Below are 15,724 nucleotides of genomic sequence, written 5' to 3'. Positions count from 1 at the left end.
CCCCGGACGAATACTCTTCGGATACGCACGGACACGACGCGCTGATCGTCGCGGCCAACCGAGGAGGATTCCGGTGTCATCGCCCCTCGACCCCCAGCACGCTCCCGTCGGTGACGTGGGCGCGGCGCTCATGATCGTGGACTCCCGGCTCAAGACCGTGCACGACGGCAGGACGGGCTCCGATCCCGAACAGCAGGCGCTGATGGAGCAGTTCATCGCGTCGCTGGGTCCGGAGGGTGTCGATGACGTCCTGGCCGGCACGTGCACCCTCATCTACATCTTCATGGCGTGGCTGCGGAAAGCGCACGAGAGTCAGGGCAAGGACGTCATCGAGTACGTGGTGCCCACCCTCGTGGGCACGCTGCGCATGATGCCCAGGAGCGTTCCGCCCGAGGCCATCCCCACCATGGCCGGTCTGGTCGTCGCGGCGGGCATCGGGCTGAGCCCCAACCTCTGGCGCGAGCAGTACGGGGACTGGACCAAGGAGGAGATGACTCCGCTGGAGGCCACCGCCTTCCTGCTCGCGGAACACATCAACCGCATCACGGAGGACCCCGACTCCGCGACCCGTCTGATCACCGACGCGCTGTCGCGCGCGGACGAGGACTGAGGTACCGCGACCTTCACGGCACCCTGGCCGGCAGGGGGCGGCCAGCGCGCAGATCGTCCAGCTTCTCCGCGTCGTTCGTCCCGGCCGCCGCCGTGTACGTGACGATCCTGAGGTCGGTGCCGGCGGCCATCACCACGTCCAGGTCGAGGTCGATCTCCCCAACTCGGGGGTGCTCCACGGTCTTTCGGTCTCCGACATGGGTGCGGGCCGTGCCGTTGGACCACAGGCGGGCGAAGCGCGGGCTGTCGCGCAGCATGCGGTCGACGAAGGCGACGAGCCGCGCGTCATGGGGATGTGCGGCGGCCGTGACCCGCAGGTCGGCGACGAGATCCTCCTCCTCGACCTCGTCGCCCGCCCAGGACCGCACGGGCCAGCCCGCGATCGGCTCCCGTCCGGTTCCGCCGCCCGGTCGGAACATCCCGGCGACGAGGTTGTGTTCGTCCCAGCCGTAGGTGCGGGGATCGCCGATGGCGGCGGACCACATGTCGTTCCAGCCGATGAGGGTCCAGTCGGCGGCGAACACCGCGGTGGGGTTGTCGGCCAGCTGACCCACGAGCCGGTGCACCCGCGCCGGCATGTGTCTGGACACGTTCCCGGTCGCGGGCGGCGCGAGGTGGGCGCAGCGGAACAGGTGGTCGCGTTCGGACGGTTCGAGGCGCAGCGCCCTGGCCAGCGCGGTGACCACCTGGGCCGAGGGGTTGCGGGCGCGGCCCTGCTCCAGCCGGACCACGTAGTCGACCGACAGGCCCGCCAGCCGGGCCAGTTCCTCCCGGCGCAGTCCGGGGATCCGCCGCTCCCCGTCCGGCTCCAGCCCGCTGTCCCGAGGTGACACGCGCTCTCGCCACCCCCGCAGAGCGATGCCGAAGTGGTTCGTCGTAGCCATGCACGACATCGTCGTCGACCCGCCGTACGGCACACTGACCTTCGGTCTCCGCACTACGGATTCTTTACCCGACGGCTTCGGGCGCCTCGGCGCCTTCGGTGACGTCCGTCCAGTGGGCCCGCGTGAACGCGGCGGCGGCGTCGAGCGCTTCGGCGCCCTCGTCGAGCATGACCGCGAACCCCTGGAAGACGTGCGGTACTTGGGACCAGACCTGCAGATCGACCCGTACGTCGCACTCGGCGGCGCGCGCGGCCAGTCGTACGGCGTCGTCCAGCAGGATCTCGTGCGAGCCGACCTGGATGAGCAGCGGCGGCAGGCCGGTCAGGTCCGCGAAGACGGGGCTGGCGTAGGGCGTGGCGGGGTCCGTGTCGCCGAGGTAGTCGCGGGCTCGCGTGCGCAGGCCCTCCGGGGTCAGCGCGGGGTCGACGGCCGCTTTGCTCACCGCGCTCGCGCCGGACACGCTCAGGTCGGCCCACGGGGAGAACACCGCGGCCGACGCGGGCTGGGGCAGTCCCGCGTCCTTGGCGGCGACCAGCGTCGCGGCGACGAGCCCGCCGCCCGCGGACTCGCCGACGAAGGCGATCGCGGAGCTGGGCAGTCCGTCGTCGAGGAGGGCCCGGTAGACCGCCAGCGCGTCGTCGACGGCCGCGGGGAAGGGGTGTTCGGGGGCCAGCCGGTAGTCGACGCACACGGCGCGCGCGTCGGTGCGCCGTACGATCTCGGCGGCCAGGCCCACGGCGTCGGCCGCCGAGCCGATGGCGTAGGCACCCCCGTGCAGGTAGAGGACCACGGTCGCCGGGTCGCTCGCGGGGGTCTCGACGGTGACGACCGGTACGCCGCCCAGTTCGCCCACCGTGGTGGAAACGTCGGGTGGCAACGGGATGGACGCCATCAACTCGCTGAAGACGGCGCGCTGTTCGGCGACATCGCCGCCGAGGTCGAGCGGACCGTGCCGCAGCAGTTCGTCGAGGGCCTGGCGCTGTTGCCGGGACATGGCTGTGCCTTTCGTGGTTCAGGTGAAAAGAGCTGTGAGGGGAGCCGCGGGTCAGCGCGGCGGGCCGACGATGATCTGGCCGTACTTGTCGGCGGCCTCGGCCAGGAGGTCCCGGGAGATCTCGAAGCCCTCGGGGCGCGGGGTCGTCAGGTCGCGTCCCGCGTGGCGGAACATGCCCTCGATGCCGCCGGGTGTGCAGATCATGAGGAGATCCGCCGTGTCGGAGGTGATCCGGTAGCCGTGTGGGACGTTGCGCGGGAGGAAGACGATTCCGCCCTCCGACAGCTCCATCTCCTCGTCGTCGCACCACAGCAGCGCACTGCCCTTGATCAGCATGAAGACCTCGTCCTCACGCGTGTGCATGTGGTACGGCGGCGCCTCGCCCTTGGCGACGGAGAACCGTCCCACGGTCAACTGCCCGCCGGTGGCCGCCGCGTCCAGGAGTACTGCGAACTCACCGCCGTCGAGCCATTCGAGTTTCTGCTGCTGCTCGGGCTGTGCGAGGTAGGCCAGGGTCATGACGGTGTCCGTTCTGCGTCCGGTGCCGCGCGCTCACGGGGATGACTCGGTCGGTTCGATGATCCTCTTGGCTCCGCCCGGCCGCCAGGCATGCGGGTAGGACCAGCAGTACCACTCCCCCACGTCCGGCCCGGGGTATCGCGCGCGTCCAAGACGGCCATGGTCTTGTGGCATCCTCTGCTGCCAGCAGCGAGGCGTATCCGGACGCGAGACTTCCCGCGCCGAGCGGCAGGCCGACCACGCAGGCGCCGGCCCCTACGACCCAGCGCTCGTCGTAGCGGTCCAGCAACTCCCCGGCGATCGTGAGGCCTACCAGCGGGGCGAGTTGGGCCGCCGAGATCAGCAGGCCCAACTGGGGAGCGTTCAGGCCGAGTTCATGGCGCAGGACGATGCCCATCGCCCCGATGCCCTGCACGAAGAAGCCCGACGCGGCCTGGGTGAAGGTGGCGACAGCAAGGACAGTCCACCGATAGCGCGTGACGTCGTCCCGGCCGATCACGGCCGCCAGTACAGGGACGGATCGGGGTGTTCGGTGAAACCGAGGCCGCGGTACAGCGGTTCGCCCTCGGCGGAGGCGTGCAGGTCGACCCGGGAGACGCCGCTGTCCCGGAACCAGTCGAGCAGGCCCCGCATGATCGAGCGGCTGTGCCCGCGTCGCCGGTGGGCGGGGTCGGTGACCACGCCGAGCACCTGCCCGATCCGGCCGTTGAGCAGGTGCGGGCCGGGCAGTCGCTGCTCGACGGTGCCGATGCCGCAGGCCGCGAGGGTGCCGTCGTCGCCGTCCACGACGAGGATGCGCACGGTGTCCACCGTCAGCTGTTCCTTGAACACGACTGCCAGGGCGTCCAGCCAATCGCCGTCCGCCGACGCGGGGTTGAAGAAGTCGCCCCCCAAGTCCTCGAAGAGCAGCGCCCGTAGCCGTACGAGCTCCACGAGGTCGTACTCGACGGCCTGCCGTACCCGGGACGGATCTGTGTTGTCGCGTTGTCGCATGGCGATCAGGCTGCTGTAATGGTCTTATGCATCTCAACCCTTACGGCGAGGATGCCGTGAATCTGGCGGCAGATCTGGTCAACCGGCCCCTCGCAGACGCCGGAGAACTCGCGGACCGCTGCCGCGATGCCGGTCTGGTGCTGGAGCGGCCGACGACCGCAGAGGATCTCGACCGGGCCCGGTACGCGCTGGAGTCGTGGGAGCAGGTCGTCGACGCCGCCGACGAGCACGAGCGCGCGGCACTCGTCAACCGGATGCTGGAGGAGGCCGCCGCCCATCCACGCATGACCGACCATGCGGGCAGCGGCTGGCACCTCCACTACCGGGACGACCGGAAGCCGCTCGGCGATGTGCTGTTCTCCCTGATCGCGGTGGGTACGGCGCTGCATCTGGCGGGACGCGGAATGCACCGCCTGCGGCGCTGCGCCGTGACCGAGTGCGACGCGGTCTTCGCCGACACCTCTCGCACCGGGCGGCAGCGCTACTGCTCCCAACTCTGCGCCAACCGCGACGCGGTACGCCGGCACCGGGCCCGGGGTCAGGAAAGGGAGGCATCCAGTATGTACAAGGGAAAATCCAGTTCATCAGTGCGCAAATCGATCACTGGATCGGTGTAATCGGCACATACGTCGCACCGCTCGGCGATCTAGCGTCGGAATGCACGGGGCCGCAAGGACCACCAGAAAGGCATTCCCACACTCATGCCCATCCCGCATACCGCCGTCATGCCCGAAGCAGGGTTCGACACCCGGACCGTCTCCCGCCGCGCCGGACAGCCGGCCGCCGACCTCCTGCTGCCGGTCGACGAACTGCCCGAGACGTCGTCCTCACCCGACCTGATCTGCCGCCGCGTACGCGACGAGCTGATGCTCGACGGCAACGCCCGCCTCAATCTCGCCACCTTCGTGACGACGTGGATGGAGCCGCAGGCAAGGGAGTTGATGGCGGAGACCGCCGAGAAGAACCTCGCCGACCGCGCCGAGTACCCGCAGATCACCGCCATGGAGGAGCGCTGCGTACGGATGCTCGCCAGGCTCTGGCACGCACCGCGTCCGGAGCAGGTCCGCGGCTGCTCGACCACCGGTTCCAGCGAGGCCGCGATGCTCGGCGGACTCGCGCTCAAGCGCCGCTGGCAGGAGCGCAGGCGCGCCCAGGGCAAGGACACCACGCGCCCGAACCTGGTGATGGGTGCGAACGTGCAGGTGTGCTGGAAGAAGTTCGCCAACTTCTTCGAGGTGGAGCCGCGTTACGTCCCGATGGAGCCGGGCCGCTACCACCTCACCGCCGACGCGCTCACCGCGTACTGCGACGACAACACCATCGGTGTCGTGGCGATCCTCGGCTCCACGTTCGACGGTTCCTACGAGCCCGTCGCGGACATCTGCATGGCCCTGGACGGATATCAGGCCGCCACCGGCACCGACATCCCCGTGCATGTCGACGGCGCGTCCGGCGCCATGGTCGCCCCGTTCCTCGACCCGGATCTCCTGTGGGACTTCCAGCTCGAACGGGTCGCCTCCATCAACACCTCGGGGCACAAGTACGGTCACGTCTTCCCAGGCCTGGGCTGGGCGTTGTGGCGCGACGCCGAAGCCCTCCCGGACGACCTGGTGTTCGAGGTCGACTACCTCGGCGGCAGCTCCCCCAGCTTCACGCTCAACTTCTCCCGGCCGGGGGCGCATGTCGTCGCGCAGTACTACAGCTTCCTCCGCTACGGCTTCGAGGGGCTGCGGGAGCTGGCGTCCCAGAGCCGGACCACCGCCCGCGCCCTCGCCGCGCGCATCCGCGCCCTCGCCCCCTACGAGTTGATCACGGACGGGTCCGAACTCCCGGCGTTCGCCTTCCGGTTGGCCCCCGGCACGCAGGGCTTCACGGTGTTCGACGTCTCCAACGGCATGCGCGCCCGCGGCTGGCATCTGCCCGCGTACAGTTTCCCCGCCCCGTGCCAGGACGTCTCGGTGCTACGGCTGGTGGTGCGCACCGGGTTCACCGCGGAACTCGCCGGCATGTTCATCGCCGACCTGACCGAGGTCACCCGGAATCTGCACACCGTCGTGCCGACATTCGCAGCGCCGCTCCAGCCACTCGTCACCGCCTGACAAGTCGCCCTGAAGGACGCGGAGTTCACCGGTCCCGCCGCCGCGACTCAGCGGGTGTGGCAGCGGACCGCGTCGAGGAGCTGGTCGATTTCGTCGGCGCTGTGCGAGAAGGCGGTGACAAACCGGACGATGCCCGGTTCCCAGCGGTCGTGGTAGAAGGCGTAGCCCTCGGCGAGGAGTCCTTCGGTGGCGTGCTGGGGCAGGCGGCAGAAGGGGATGTTGGCCTGCGGGGCGGCCAACAGGCCCGCGCCGGCGATGGACTTGAGGCCGTCGCCGAGGCGGGCGGCCATCTCGTTGGCCCGGCGGGCGTTGCGCAGCCACAGACCGTCAGTGAGGTACGCGTCGAGCTGGGCCGTCTGGACCGCATCCTGGAGGTGAGTTGGCCCGCGCGCTTGGCGCGGAAGGCGAGCTCGGCGGCGAGTGCGGGGTCGAAGGCGACGATGGCGTCGGCGGTCATCGCGCCGTTCTTCGTGGCACCGAAGGACAGGACGTCGACACCGGCCTTCCAGGTCATCTCGGCCGGGGTGGCGCCGAGTTGGTCCAGCGCGTTGGCGAAGCGCGCGCCGTCCATGTGGACGCCCAGTCCGGCGCCCTCGGCGATGCCGGACAGCTGGCGGATCTCCTCCAGCGTGTAGACGCTCCCGCTCTCGGTGGCCTGACTGATGCTCACCACGGACGGCTGCACGCTGTGGACGTCACCGGCCCGGCGCCGCACCGCCACCCGCAGCAGCTCGGGGTCGATCTTGCTGTCGGGACCCGGCACCCCGACCAGTTCGGCGCCGTCCGTGAAGAACTCCGGCGCCCGCACTCGTCGGTGTTGATGTGACTCTCCGGATGCGAGAGCACGCTGCCCCATGGCGGGGTGAGGGCGGCCAGGCCCAGACCGTTGGCGGCCGACCCGGTGGAGACCGGGAACACGTCGACGTCCCGCTCGAAGATCTCACCGAGCCTGCGGCGGGCCCGCTCGGTGAAGGGGTCGTTGCCGTACGGCAGCACCTGTCCGGCCGCCGCGTCGGCGACGGCCCGGGCTATCTCCGGCGAGGCTCCGGCCGTGTTGTCGCTGATGAAGGCACGGCCGGCGGGGGTGGTGGCGATGGTGGTGGCGCTCATGAGCGGGTGTTCCTCGGTCTCAGGTGCTGATGGGGGAGGCGAAGACGACGGTGATGTCGACCTCGTCCGCGCCGGTGCGGTAGAAGTGCGGCGCGTCTCCGGCGAAGGCGAGCATGTCGCCGGGGCCCAGGTCCTGCGGGGCGTCGACGGGACCGGCGGTGACGTACCCGGTGGCGATGAGCAGGTGCTCGATCGTGCCGGTTGCGTGCGGCACACCGGCCAACTCCGTCTCGGGCGGAATACGCAACCGCCAGATCTCCAGGCTGTTGCCGCTGCTGATCCGGCGCAGCAACTCCCTTGAGACCTCGCCCGGTTCGATGTCGGTGGCCGGCCGGAACACCGGCCCGGTGTCGGCGTCCCGCGCCAGGAGGTCGGCGATCGGGATGCGCAGCGCGATCGCGATGGCGTCCAGGGTGTCGATCGTCGGATTGCCGTTCCCGGCCTCCAGCTGAGACAGCGTGGCCTTGCTCAGCCCGGCCCGCCGGGCCATCTCCGCCGCGCTCATCCCGCGCTGCTGGCGCCGCAGCCGGATCTTCGCGCCCACCGCCGCGGCGGTACTGCTCACCGGCCGCCGGCCGGCCGGCGGCGTCATCGAGGGCTCCGGTGGCTCGCGGAGTAGGACACGCGGATACGGCCCTTCTTGACCTTCACCGTCGGCAGCACCAGCTCGGCGAGATCCCCGAGCCTGCGCACATGCGTGCCCCCGCACGGCGCGGAGTGCAACGTGTCGAGATGCACCACGCGCCGCCCGTCGGCCAGATACCGCGCGGAGACCGGCAGGTCGTCGGCGACGGCAGCCGCCACCCTGTCGCGAAGCAGGGCCGTCACCTCTTCCCGCCCGTCCGGATCGGCCAGCCGCGCGTCCGCGTGCGGCGCCTGGAACTCGATGCGGGCCTGCCCGGGAAAGTGGATACTGCCGACCATCTCCCAGCCCTGCGCCCGACCGACCGCCTCGACGAGGTGTCCGGCCGTGTGCAGTGCAGCGTGCACCATCCGGACCTCAAGATCGATCCGGGCTCGCACCCGCTCCCCCACGGCGAGGGAGGGAAGCCCCCCGCCCGTCGCCAGGACCAGCCCCGAGTCACGGTCCCGCACCGGAACGATCTCGGCATCCTCCAGCCACCCCCGGTCGGCGGGCTGTCCCCCACCCTGCGGATGAAACAGACAATCCTCTACGGCGGCCCAGGATGCCCCGTCCCTCTCGCCGACCGCGATGACCGTCGTGTCGACCTGCTCCAAGTACGTGTCGTCGAGGTAGGCGCTGATCTGCGCGCAATCCTGAGCAGCCGCGATTGAATGAACCATGCGTTCACTATACCGAACTAAACTGGGATGGTAAACGCATCGTTCGTTTTACTGAACACTGGCGGCTGCCCGCTCAGCTCCCGCCGCGGTGGGCGTGACGACGCGCGAACCGGGCCCTGGCGTCGTCATGGGCGGCACGCAGCAGCCGTAGGACCGCGTCCGTCGTCCTCGGACCGGGATTGACGACGCAGATCCAGCCGTGTGCTCCGTACACCGGGTGCGGCAGCACCGTGTCGGCGACGGCGTGATCATGTGCCCCTTCTCCCGTGAGTTCGCTGAACGTCGTACGGCCGACGTGGATGTTTACGCGCCAACGGCCTGGAGGGTCGAGGTCGGACGCGGTGTCGCCGGGGAGGTTCTTGGTGACGACGGTGCCGTACGGCTGGGTGTTCTGCGGCAGTCGGCCGTCGGGGGCGTAGTAGAAGAACGCGTCCCCCCAGGCAAGTTCGGGGAAGTCGCCGCCCGGCTCCGGTGCGAGCACGAGGGCGCCGGGGAAGTCGCGTACGGCTGCGATGATCTGTTCCATAGTCATGGTTCAAGCATCAGCTTCAAGTGCTTATGTGGGGTTGGCCGATGGGTGAGGCGGCGGATGGTGCGCGGCGCGGGACGCTCAGGACCGCCGATGTGGCACGCGAGTCGGGGTACTCGCTGCAACAGGTGCGCGATCTGGAGCGGTTGGGAGTCATTCCGTCGGCCGCCCGGTCGGACAACGGCTACCGCTCGTACACGCCTACGCATGTGCGGGCTCTGCGCGCTTATCGAGGGCTGGCAGGCGCCGTGGGCCCGGTTCTCGCCCGCCGGATGCTCGCGGAGCTGCGGACGAAGACGCTCACGGAGGCGGCCTCGGTGATCAACGAGGTCCATGTCGGGTTGGCACGGGAACGCGAGGAGACGCTGCGCGCCCAGCAGGCGTTGCGTGCGATCCAGGCCGAGGCGAACGCACCGGATCCGGAGCGGGACGGTGACGCGATGACGATCACCGAACTCTCCAGAGCCCTCGGCGTGCGTTCCTCGACTCTGCGGTTCTGGGAGGAGGAGGGGCTCGTCACCCCCGAACGCGTGACCTCACAGCGAGCCCGGCGCTATGGCCTGTCGGCCATCAGAGCGGCCCGCATCGTCACGGCGCTCCGCGCCGCCGGCCACGGCGTTCCCGCGGTGCGGGAGATCATGGGTTCCCTGCACCGGCTCGACGGCCGGGGAGAAGTCCGGCGCGTCCTGCGCGAACGCCTCGACCGGATCGCCGTACGGACAGTGGGACTCCTCCAGGCGGGCGCCGACCTGGCCGCCGTCATCACAGCGATCCCCACTCCACCAACCGCCCTCCCCGAAAAGACAGTTGCCGATCCCGGGTCCGTCATGAACGATCTCGGACCATGACGACGAGCACCGCCCAACCGTCCCCCCGCCCGCTCGCGCTCGTCACCGGAGTGGGGCGCAGCGTCGGTATCGGTGCGGGCATCGCCCGCCGCCTGGCGGCCTCGGGGTGGGACATCGCCTTCACCTACTGGGCTCCCTACGACGAGCGCATGTCCTGGGGCGTCGAGTCCGGCGCGGCGTCGGCCATCACCGAGTCGCTCAAGGAGCACGGCGCCACGACCATCGTTGTCGAGGCGGACCTCTCCGACCCGGACGCTCCGGCCCGCGTCTTCGACGAGGTCGGACGCGGGCCGGGCGGAGTCACCGCCCTGGTGATGTGCCACTGCGAGTCCGTCGACTCCGGTCTGCTCGACACCACCGTCGAGAGCTTCGACCGGCACTTCGCGGTCAACGCGCGCGCCACCTGGCTGCTGATCCGCGAGTACGGCCGCCGGTTCGCCGCCGCTCCGGGCAGCGGCCGGATCATCGCCCTCACCAGCGACCACACCGTGCACAACCTCCCCTACGGCGCGAGCAAGGGCGCCCTGGACCGCATCACCCTGGCCGCCGCCCACGAGTTCGCCCCTCTCGGGATCACCGCCAACGTCATCAACCCAGGCCCGGTGGACACCGGTTGGATGACCGAGGAGGTGCGGGCCCAGGTCCTGCGGCAGACACCGCTCAGCCGACTCGGCACTCCACAGGACGCCGCCCACCTCGTCGACTTCCTCTGCTCACCGGAGGGCCAGTGGATCAACGGCCAACTCCTTATGAGCAACGGGGGGTTCGCCTAGCGGACGTCACCTGGCGCAGTCCGCGGCCAGGTGCAGGCTCTCCTCGACCGCGTGCGGGATGTCGGTGATCGGGAACAGCGCGTGCCGTACGGTCCGTTCGGCGTCGATGATCAGGATGAGGCGTTTGTGACGCAGTCGGCCCGCCGCGCGGAACGTCGGCAACCGCAGGGCGGCGGCGAGTTGGTGATGGGCGTCGGACAGGAGAGGGAACGGGACATCCTCGACTCGGGCGAACTCCGCTTGTTCGTGCGGGAGTTGAGTACTCACCCCGCGCACATCCACGCCCGCCCGGCGGAATTCGGGCCAGGCGTCACGGAAGAGCCGGTTCTCCAACGTGCAGCCCTCAGCCCCGGGGATCGACGGCTCGCCCCACTCGATGCCCGTGCCCGGGTAGGTGAACAGGACGGTCGCGGCGGCCTCCGGTGAGACGACCGGGAGGTCCGCGCCCTGGATGCCGGGGAGTTGGAGGTCGTCGGGCAGCCGGGTGCCGGGCAGGGCGTGCACGCGGGCGTGTTCGGCGCTGTCCTCGGCCGCGGTCGCGGTGAGGCTGCCGTCGCCCAGCATCCAACGGTCGCCCCAGTCCTGCATCGCCACGAGCAGGGGCAGCAGCGCGAGCCCGGCGTCGGTGAGCACGTACTCGTAGCGTACCGGCCGCCGTTGGTAGAGGCGGCGGTGCAGCACGCCACTCGTGACGAGCCGGCCGAGCCGCTCGGTCAGGACGTTGCGGGACAGGCCGATACCGGCGGCCAGCGCGTCGAAACGGACATGGCCGCGGGCGATCTCCCGCAGTACCAGGACGTTCCACCAGTCCCCCAGGACCACGGCTGCCTGGGCGATGCCGCAGGTCTCGTCGGCGTTGTGCATCCTCATGGACCCATAGTAGGTTCTCTTTCAGGACTCACTTTGTTTCATGACGGAACTTACCGCCCGCCGACGTCCGGGACGCGGGCCCTGCGTGAGGAGTTGCACCGTGACCGCCATCAGCCGGGTCGTCGCACGCGAGATCATCGACAGCCGGGGCAACCCGACCGTCGAGGTGGACGTGGAGCTCAAGGACGGATCGCTCGGCCGCGCCGCCGTACCGTCGGGTGCCTCCACCGGGGCCAGGGAAGCGGTCGAACTGCGCGACGGCGACCCAGCCCGCTTCCACGGCAAGGGAGTTCGGCGGGCCGTGGACGCCGTCAACGAGACCATCGCGGACGCCGTGACCGGACTCGACGCCGAGAACCAGGCGACCGTCGACCACACGATGATCGAACTCGACGGCACCGACACCAAGTCACGCCTCGGCGCCAACGCCCTGCTCGGCGTCTCCCTCGCCACCGCCAAGGCCGCCGCGGCCGCCCACCGGCTCCCGCTCTACCGCTACATCGGTGGCGTCGACGCCCGCCTGCTGCCGGTGCCGATGATGAACATCGTCAACGGCGGCGCCCACGCCGACAACCCGCTGGACTTCCAGGAGTTCATGATCGCCCCGATCGGCGCGGCCACCTTCGCCCAGGCCGTCCGCATGGGCTCCGAGGTCTTCCACACGCTGCGCCGCGACCTCATCGCCGCCGGCCACAGCGCCAACGTCGGCGACGAGGGCGGCTTCGCCCCCGACCTGCGCACCGCCGACGAGGCCCTCGACTTCGTCCTCCACGCCATCGAACGCACCGGCTACAAGCCCGGCACCGACATCACCCTCGTCATGGACCCGGCGACGTCGGAGTTCTTCCGCGACGGTGTCTACGACTACACGGGCGAGGGCGTCCGCCGCACCCCCGCCGAACACGCCGACTACCTCGCCGAGTTGGTCGACCGCTACCCGATCGCCTCGATCGAGGACCCGATGGCCGAGGACGACCACAGCGGTTGGCGCGACCTGACCGCACGGCTGGGTGAGCGCTGCCAGCTCACCGGCGACGACGTCTTCTGCACCAACGAGACGCTGTTGAGTGCCGGAATCCGCGACGGGATCGCCAACTCCGTCCTGGTGAAGGTGAATCAGATCGGCACCCTCACCGAGACCCTGGCCACCGTCGCCACCGCCCACCGGGCCGGCTACAGCGTGGTGATGTCCCACCGCTCCGGCGAGACCGAGGACACCACGATCGCCGATCTCGCCGTCGCCACCGGCTGCGGACAGATCAAGACCGGGTCGCTGTCCCGCGCCGACCGCACCGCCAAGTACAACCAACTCATCCGTATCGAGGAGGACTTGGGCACCCAGGCGCGCTACGCCGGGCGGGACGCGCTGGGACTGCGCCGCTGAGGCGTCAGACCTTCGCTCCCAGCAGGTCGACCGGGGCGATCACCGGCGGCGCGCTGAGCTTCGTCTCCGCGATCTCCCCCAGGGCGGCGGCGATCCGGCCGGTCAGGTGCGCCTGCCGCCCCTGCTCGCCCTCGAAGGTGTCGAACACCCCGAAGGTGGTGGCGTTCTCACGGAACGCGAACCACGTCACCGTGCCCTGCTCCAGTTCGGCAAGCTCCTGGGCACCGCGGAGCAGGGCCTCCACCTCGTCGGCGTGCTCGGGCTTGGCCTCGATGCGTACCAGCAGACCGACCTTCATGTCACCACTCCTCGTGTACGTCCAGTGCGCCGGACTTCCGGCACAGCACGAACCTATGGCGGTGATCGGTGATCACATCAGCGGCGGAAACGACACCATTGATAGCGTTCCCGCCATGAAACTAGCGGTCGTCGTCTACGACGGAGTGTTCGACTCGGGACTCTCGGCCGTCCTGGACGTGCTGAACAACGCCAACACGCTGGGCGGGCAGCTCCACGAGTCGTCACCCACCTGGGACGTCACCCTGGTCGGCCCCGGCCCGAAGGTGCGGACCAGGGCGGGACTCCTCGTGGCGCCCGAGCCGCTTGAACTGGCGGACACGGCGGACCTCCTGGTCGTACCGGCGATCGGGGAAAGCGATCCCTCGGCGCTGCTGGACCATGTGGGCGGCGAGGCGTCCCGGCCCGTCCGCGACCTGATCGCCCGGACCCGTGCCCGTGGTACGACCATCGCCTCGGCGTGCGCCGGTACCTTCCTGCTGGCGGAGGCGGGGGTGCTGGACGGGCTGCGGGCCACGACGTCCTGGTGGTTGTCGCCCGTGTTCCGGGACAGGTATCCCAAGGTCGAGCTGGATCACGGCCGGATGGTCATCGACTGCGATGGCGTCATCACCGCCGGCGCGGCTTTCGGGCATGTGGATCTCGCGCTGGCGATCGTCAGGGCGGCCAGCCCCGCGCTCGCCGACCTGGTCGCCCGCTATCTCGTGGTCGACGAACGCCCCTCGCAGGCCGCGTACACCATCCCCAGCGCCCTGGCCCAGAGCGATCCCACGGTCGCGGCCTTCGAACTCTGGACCCGTGAGCATCTGACCGAGCCCATCGGCATCCCGGAGGCGGCCAGGGCCATCGGGGTCAGCGAGCGGACGCTGCAGCGTGCCGTGCGGCGCACCGTCGGGACGTCGCCGATCCGGTTCGTCCAGGACCTGCGGATCGAACGCGCCTCCCATCTGCTGCGCACCACCGGCCTGTCCCTGGAGACCATCTCCAGGAAGGTCGGCTACGAGCACCCCAACACCCTGCGCGTGCTGCTTCGCGAACGCACCGGGAAGACCACGTCGGCCCTCCGTGACAGCAAGTGACCTCGGTTCAGGGGCAGTTCAGGGGATGAGGACGATCTTTCCGCGCGTGTGGCGCTGTTCGAGTTCGGCGTACGCGTCGCGGACACGGTCGAGCGGATAGGTGGCGGCGATGGGAATCTCGATACGGCCGGCGGCGACGTGGCCGGCCATTTCGGTGAGGACCTCTCGGGTGGAGGCGCCATCGCTGCCCGCGCTCTTGGTGCCGAGTTCCTGAGCCTTCTGGAAGGAGATGATCGTCTCGATCCGGTCCCTGGGGATGCCGAGATCGACGGCGAGTTGGACGTAGTCGGGTCCGAACAGGTCGATGAACGCGTCGATCCCGTCGGGTGCCGCCGCGGTGAGGGCCTCGGCGAGTCCGTCGCCGTACGGGACAGGGGTCGCGCCGTGTGCGGTGAGCCAGTCGGCGTTGGCGGGTGAGGCGATGCCGAGGACGTGCGCGCCGTGTACGGCGAGGAGTTGGACCGTGACGGTGCCCACTCCGCCCGCGGCGGCCGAGACGGCGACGGTCTCGCCGGGCTTGGGGGCCACCGCGTCGACGGCGGCCCACGCGGTGCATCCGACGACGTAGAGGGAACCGGCCACTTCCCAGCTCAGGGCGGCCGGCTTGGGGATCAGTTGCCTCACCGGTACGACGACGTGGGTGGCGTGGCTTGAACGCTGCCAGGAGAAGCCGAGGACCTCGTCGCCGACAGCGAAGTCGGTGACGCCGTCGCCGAGGGCGGTGACGATTCCGGCGAGGTCGCTGCCCTGGCCGGACGGGAAGGTCGCGGGGAAGATCTCGCGCATCACGCCCGAACGGATCGCCGCCTCACCGGGGTTGATGCCGGCCGCCCGTACCTCGACGAGGACTTCTCCCGCGCCGGGGCTGGGCATCGGCACCTCGGTGACGTGCAGGACGTCGCGGTCGCCGTACTGGTCGAAGCGGACTGCTCGTGCTTGCGCGGGGCTCATCTGGTCTCCTTCGTCAGGGGTGTTGGCGCGGGGTCCGGGGTGTGCGGGTTGGCGGCGCGAAGTACCGCGAGCGTGCTCGCGAGGTGGCCGAGTGCCGTGTCCGGGAGCGGACGGGCGAGCCAGTTCGCGAGTTCCTGGTCGAAGACGGGACCGGCCTCGTCCACCAACTCCCGCCCGGCCGCCGTCAGTTCCACAATCGATGAGCGGCGGTCGGTGCGGTGCGGCCGCCGTACGCAGTGGCCCGCCTTCTCCAGCCGGTCGACGGCCTGGCTCGCGCCGCCGACCGTGATGGAGAGGGCGGCGGCGATGTCGTTGACCCGGCAGGAGCCCGCGCGTTCGACGACGAGCAGCACGTTCAGACTGCCCAGGGTCACACCGCAGTCCTGGCGGAGCCGGGCGTCGATCCCGTTCCACAGGTCCGTCTCGAAGCGCACCAGGTCGTCGAACAACTGCCGCAGGTCCACGGGCGGGCTCCTTCCG

At 70.2% G+C, this 15,724-nt stretch carries 19 protein-coding genes and 2 pseudogenes; 7 read left to right on the top strand and 14 right to left on the bottom strand.

Going from position 1 to position 15,724, the window contains the following annotated elements; all coding sequences use genetic code 11:
- The first annotated feature begins 73 nt into the window (after positions 1-73).
- Complete coding sequence (locus ACFXC1_RS05405; RefSeq protein ID WP_381239022.1) at positions 74-610, top strand: hypothetical protein; 537 nt, start codon at positions 74-76, stop codon at positions 608-610.
- A 13-nt stretch (positions 611-623) separates the two neighbouring features.
- On the opposite strand, the gene ACFXC1_RS05400 is transcribed toward ACFXC1_RS05405, so the two are convergent.
- The 4 genes from ACFXC1_RS05400 to ACFXC1_RS05385 all read right to left on the bottom strand — a co-directional run bounded on the left by ACFXC1_RS05400 (position 624) and on the right by ACFXC1_RS05385 (position 3,999).
- Positions 624-1,493 (bottom strand): helix-turn-helix transcriptional regulator, encoded by an 870-nt coding sequence (locus ACFXC1_RS05400; RefSeq protein WP_381239020.1) that lies wholly within the window; start codon positions 1,491-1,493, stop codon positions 624-626.
- Positions 1,494-1,557: 64 nt separating this feature from the next.
- Positions 1,558-2,487 carry an alpha/beta hydrolase gene (locus ACFXC1_RS05395; protein WP_381239018.1) on the bottom strand — a complete coding sequence of 310 codons (930 nt, stop codon included), beginning with the start codon at positions 2,485-2,487 and terminating at the stop codon, positions 1,558-1,560.
- Positions 2,488-2,538: 51 nt separating this feature from the next.
- Positions 2,539-3,006 carry a cupin domain-containing protein gene (locus ACFXC1_RS05390; RefSeq protein ID WP_381239016.1) on the bottom strand — a complete coding sequence of 156 codons (468 nt, stop codon included), beginning with the start codon at positions 3,004-3,006 and terminating at the stop codon, positions 2,539-2,541.
- Between the two features lie 495 nt (positions 3,007-3,501).
- Positions 3,502-3,999, bottom strand: coding sequence for a GNAT family N-acetyltransferase (locus tag ACFXC1_RS05385; RefSeq protein WP_381239014.1), 498 nt, complete (start codon positions 3,997-3,999; stop codon positions 3,502-3,504).
- Positions 4,000-4,025: 26 nt separating this feature from the next.
- Between ACFXC1_RS05385 and ACFXC1_RS05380 the strand changes: the two genes are divergently transcribed.
- Together ACFXC1_RS05380 and ACFXC1_RS05375 are read left to right on the top strand one after the other, a co-directional pair.
- Positions 4,026-4,616, top strand: a complete 591-nt coding sequence (locus tag ACFXC1_RS05380; protein WP_381239012.1) for a CGNR zinc finger domain-containing protein — start codon at positions 4,026-4,028, stop codon at positions 4,614-4,616.
- An 84-nt stretch (positions 4,617-4,700) separates the two neighbouring features.
- On the top strand, positions 4,701-6,098 hold the full coding sequence (locus ACFXC1_RS05375) for a glutamate decarboxylase (protein WP_381239010.1): 1,398 nt from the start codon (positions 4,701-4,703) through the stop codon (positions 6,096-6,098).
- Between the two features lie 47 nt (positions 6,099-6,145).
- On the opposite strand, the gene ACFXC1_RS05370 is transcribed toward ACFXC1_RS05375, so the two are convergent.
- The 6 genes and pseudogenes from ACFXC1_RS05370 to ACFXC1_RS05345 form a co-directional block, all read right to left on the bottom strand.
- Positions 6,146-6,388, bottom strand: coding sequence for a hypothetical protein (locus ACFXC1_RS05370; RefSeq protein ID WP_381239496.1), 243 nt, complete (start codon positions 6,386-6,388; stop codon positions 6,146-6,148).
- A gap of 143 nt (positions 6,389-6,531) precedes the next feature.
- A pseudogene (locus ACFXC1_RS05365) lies at positions 6,532-6,954 on the bottom strand (beta-eliminating lyase-related protein); the annotation flags it as partial.
- Positions 6,955-7,013: 59 nt separating this feature from the next.
- Positions 7,014-7,208: pseudogene (locus ACFXC1_RS05360) on the bottom strand (low specificity L-threonine aldolase); the annotation flags it as partial.
- A gap of 19 nt (positions 7,209-7,227) precedes the next feature.
- Complete coding sequence (locus ACFXC1_RS05355; protein ID WP_381239007.1) at positions 7,228-7,800, bottom strand: helix-turn-helix domain-containing protein; 573 nt, start codon at positions 7,798-7,800, stop codon at positions 7,228-7,230.
- On the bottom strand, positions 7,797-8,513 hold the full coding sequence (locus tag ACFXC1_RS05350) for an alanyl-tRNA editing protein (RefSeq protein WP_381239004.1): 717 nt from the start codon (positions 8,511-8,513) through the stop codon (positions 7,797-7,799). The genes ACFXC1_RS05355 and ACFXC1_RS05350 overlap by 4 nt, the downstream gene beginning before the upstream one ends.
- A 73-nt stretch (positions 8,514-8,586) precedes the next feature.
- Positions 8,587-9,039: a DUF6194 family protein gene (locus ACFXC1_RS05345; RefSeq protein WP_381239468.1), complete on the bottom strand. Its 453-nt coding sequence runs from the start codon at positions 9,037-9,039 to the stop codon at positions 8,587-8,589.
- Between the two features lie 47 nt (positions 9,040-9,086).
- Between ACFXC1_RS05345 and ACFXC1_RS05340 the strand changes: the two genes are divergently transcribed.
- Positions 9,087-9,890, top strand: a complete 804-nt coding sequence (locus tag ACFXC1_RS05340) for a MerR family transcriptional regulator (protein WP_381239001.1) — start codon at positions 9,087-9,089, stop codon at positions 9,888-9,890.
- On the top strand, positions 9,887-10,663 hold the full coding sequence (locus ACFXC1_RS05335) for an SDR family oxidoreductase (protein WP_381238998.1): 777 nt from the start codon (positions 9,887-9,889) through the stop codon (positions 10,661-10,663). The genes ACFXC1_RS05340 and ACFXC1_RS05335 overlap by 4 nt, the downstream gene beginning before the upstream one ends.
- A gap of 6 nt (positions 10,664-10,669) precedes the next feature.
- Here ACFXC1_RS05335 and ACFXC1_RS05330 read toward each other — a convergent pair whose 3' ends face one another.
- Positions 10,670-11,533: a winged helix-turn-helix transcriptional regulator gene (locus ACFXC1_RS05330; RefSeq protein WP_381238996.1), complete on the bottom strand. Its 864-nt coding sequence runs from the start codon at positions 11,531-11,533 to the stop codon at positions 10,670-10,672.
- A gap of 100 nt (positions 11,534-11,633) precedes the next feature.
- On the opposite strand from ACFXC1_RS05330, the gene eno reads away from it, so the two are divergent.
- Positions 11,634-12,917, top strand: coding sequence for a phosphopyruvate hydratase (eno, locus tag ACFXC1_RS05325; protein WP_381238993.1), 1,284 nt, complete (start codon positions 11,634-11,636; stop codon positions 12,915-12,917).
- 4 nt (positions 12,918-12,921) lie between these two features.
- On the opposite strand, the gene ACFXC1_RS05320 is transcribed toward eno, so the two are convergent.
- Positions 12,922-13,215: a putative quinol monooxygenase gene (locus ACFXC1_RS05320; protein ID WP_381238990.1), complete on the bottom strand. Its 294-nt coding sequence runs from the start codon at positions 13,213-13,215 to the stop codon at positions 12,922-12,924.
- Positions 13,216-13,330: 115 nt separating this feature from the next.
- Between ACFXC1_RS05320 and ACFXC1_RS05315 the strand changes: the two genes are divergently transcribed.
- On the top strand, positions 13,331-14,293 hold the full coding sequence (locus ACFXC1_RS05315) for a GlxA family transcriptional regulator (RefSeq protein WP_381238988.1): 963 nt from the start codon (positions 13,331-13,333) through the stop codon (positions 14,291-14,293).
- An 18-nt stretch (positions 14,294-14,311) separates the two neighbouring features.
- On the opposite strand, the gene ACFXC1_RS05310 is transcribed toward ACFXC1_RS05315, so the two are convergent.
- Positions 14,312-15,244 carry an NADP-dependent oxidoreductase gene (locus ACFXC1_RS05310; RefSeq protein WP_381238985.1) on the bottom strand — a complete coding sequence of 311 codons (933 nt, stop codon included), beginning with the start codon at positions 15,242-15,244 and terminating at the stop codon, positions 14,312-14,314.
- Positions 15,241-15,708, bottom strand: coding sequence for a MarR family winged helix-turn-helix transcriptional regulator (locus ACFXC1_RS05305; RefSeq protein WP_381238982.1), 468 nt, complete (start codon positions 15,706-15,708; stop codon positions 15,241-15,243). Before ACFXC1_RS05305 ends, ACFXC1_RS05310 begins: the two co-directional genes overlap by 4 nt.
- Between the last annotated feature and the right edge of the window lie 16 nt (positions 15,709-15,724).

It is taken from the genome of Streptomyces hokutonensis (assembly GCF_042751305.1).
Lineage (GTDB): Bacteria > Actinomycetota > Actinomycetes > Streptomycetales > Streptomycetaceae > Streptomyces > Streptomyces hokutonensis_A.
This window is presented reverse-complemented; position numbering and strand designations above follow the sequence as displayed.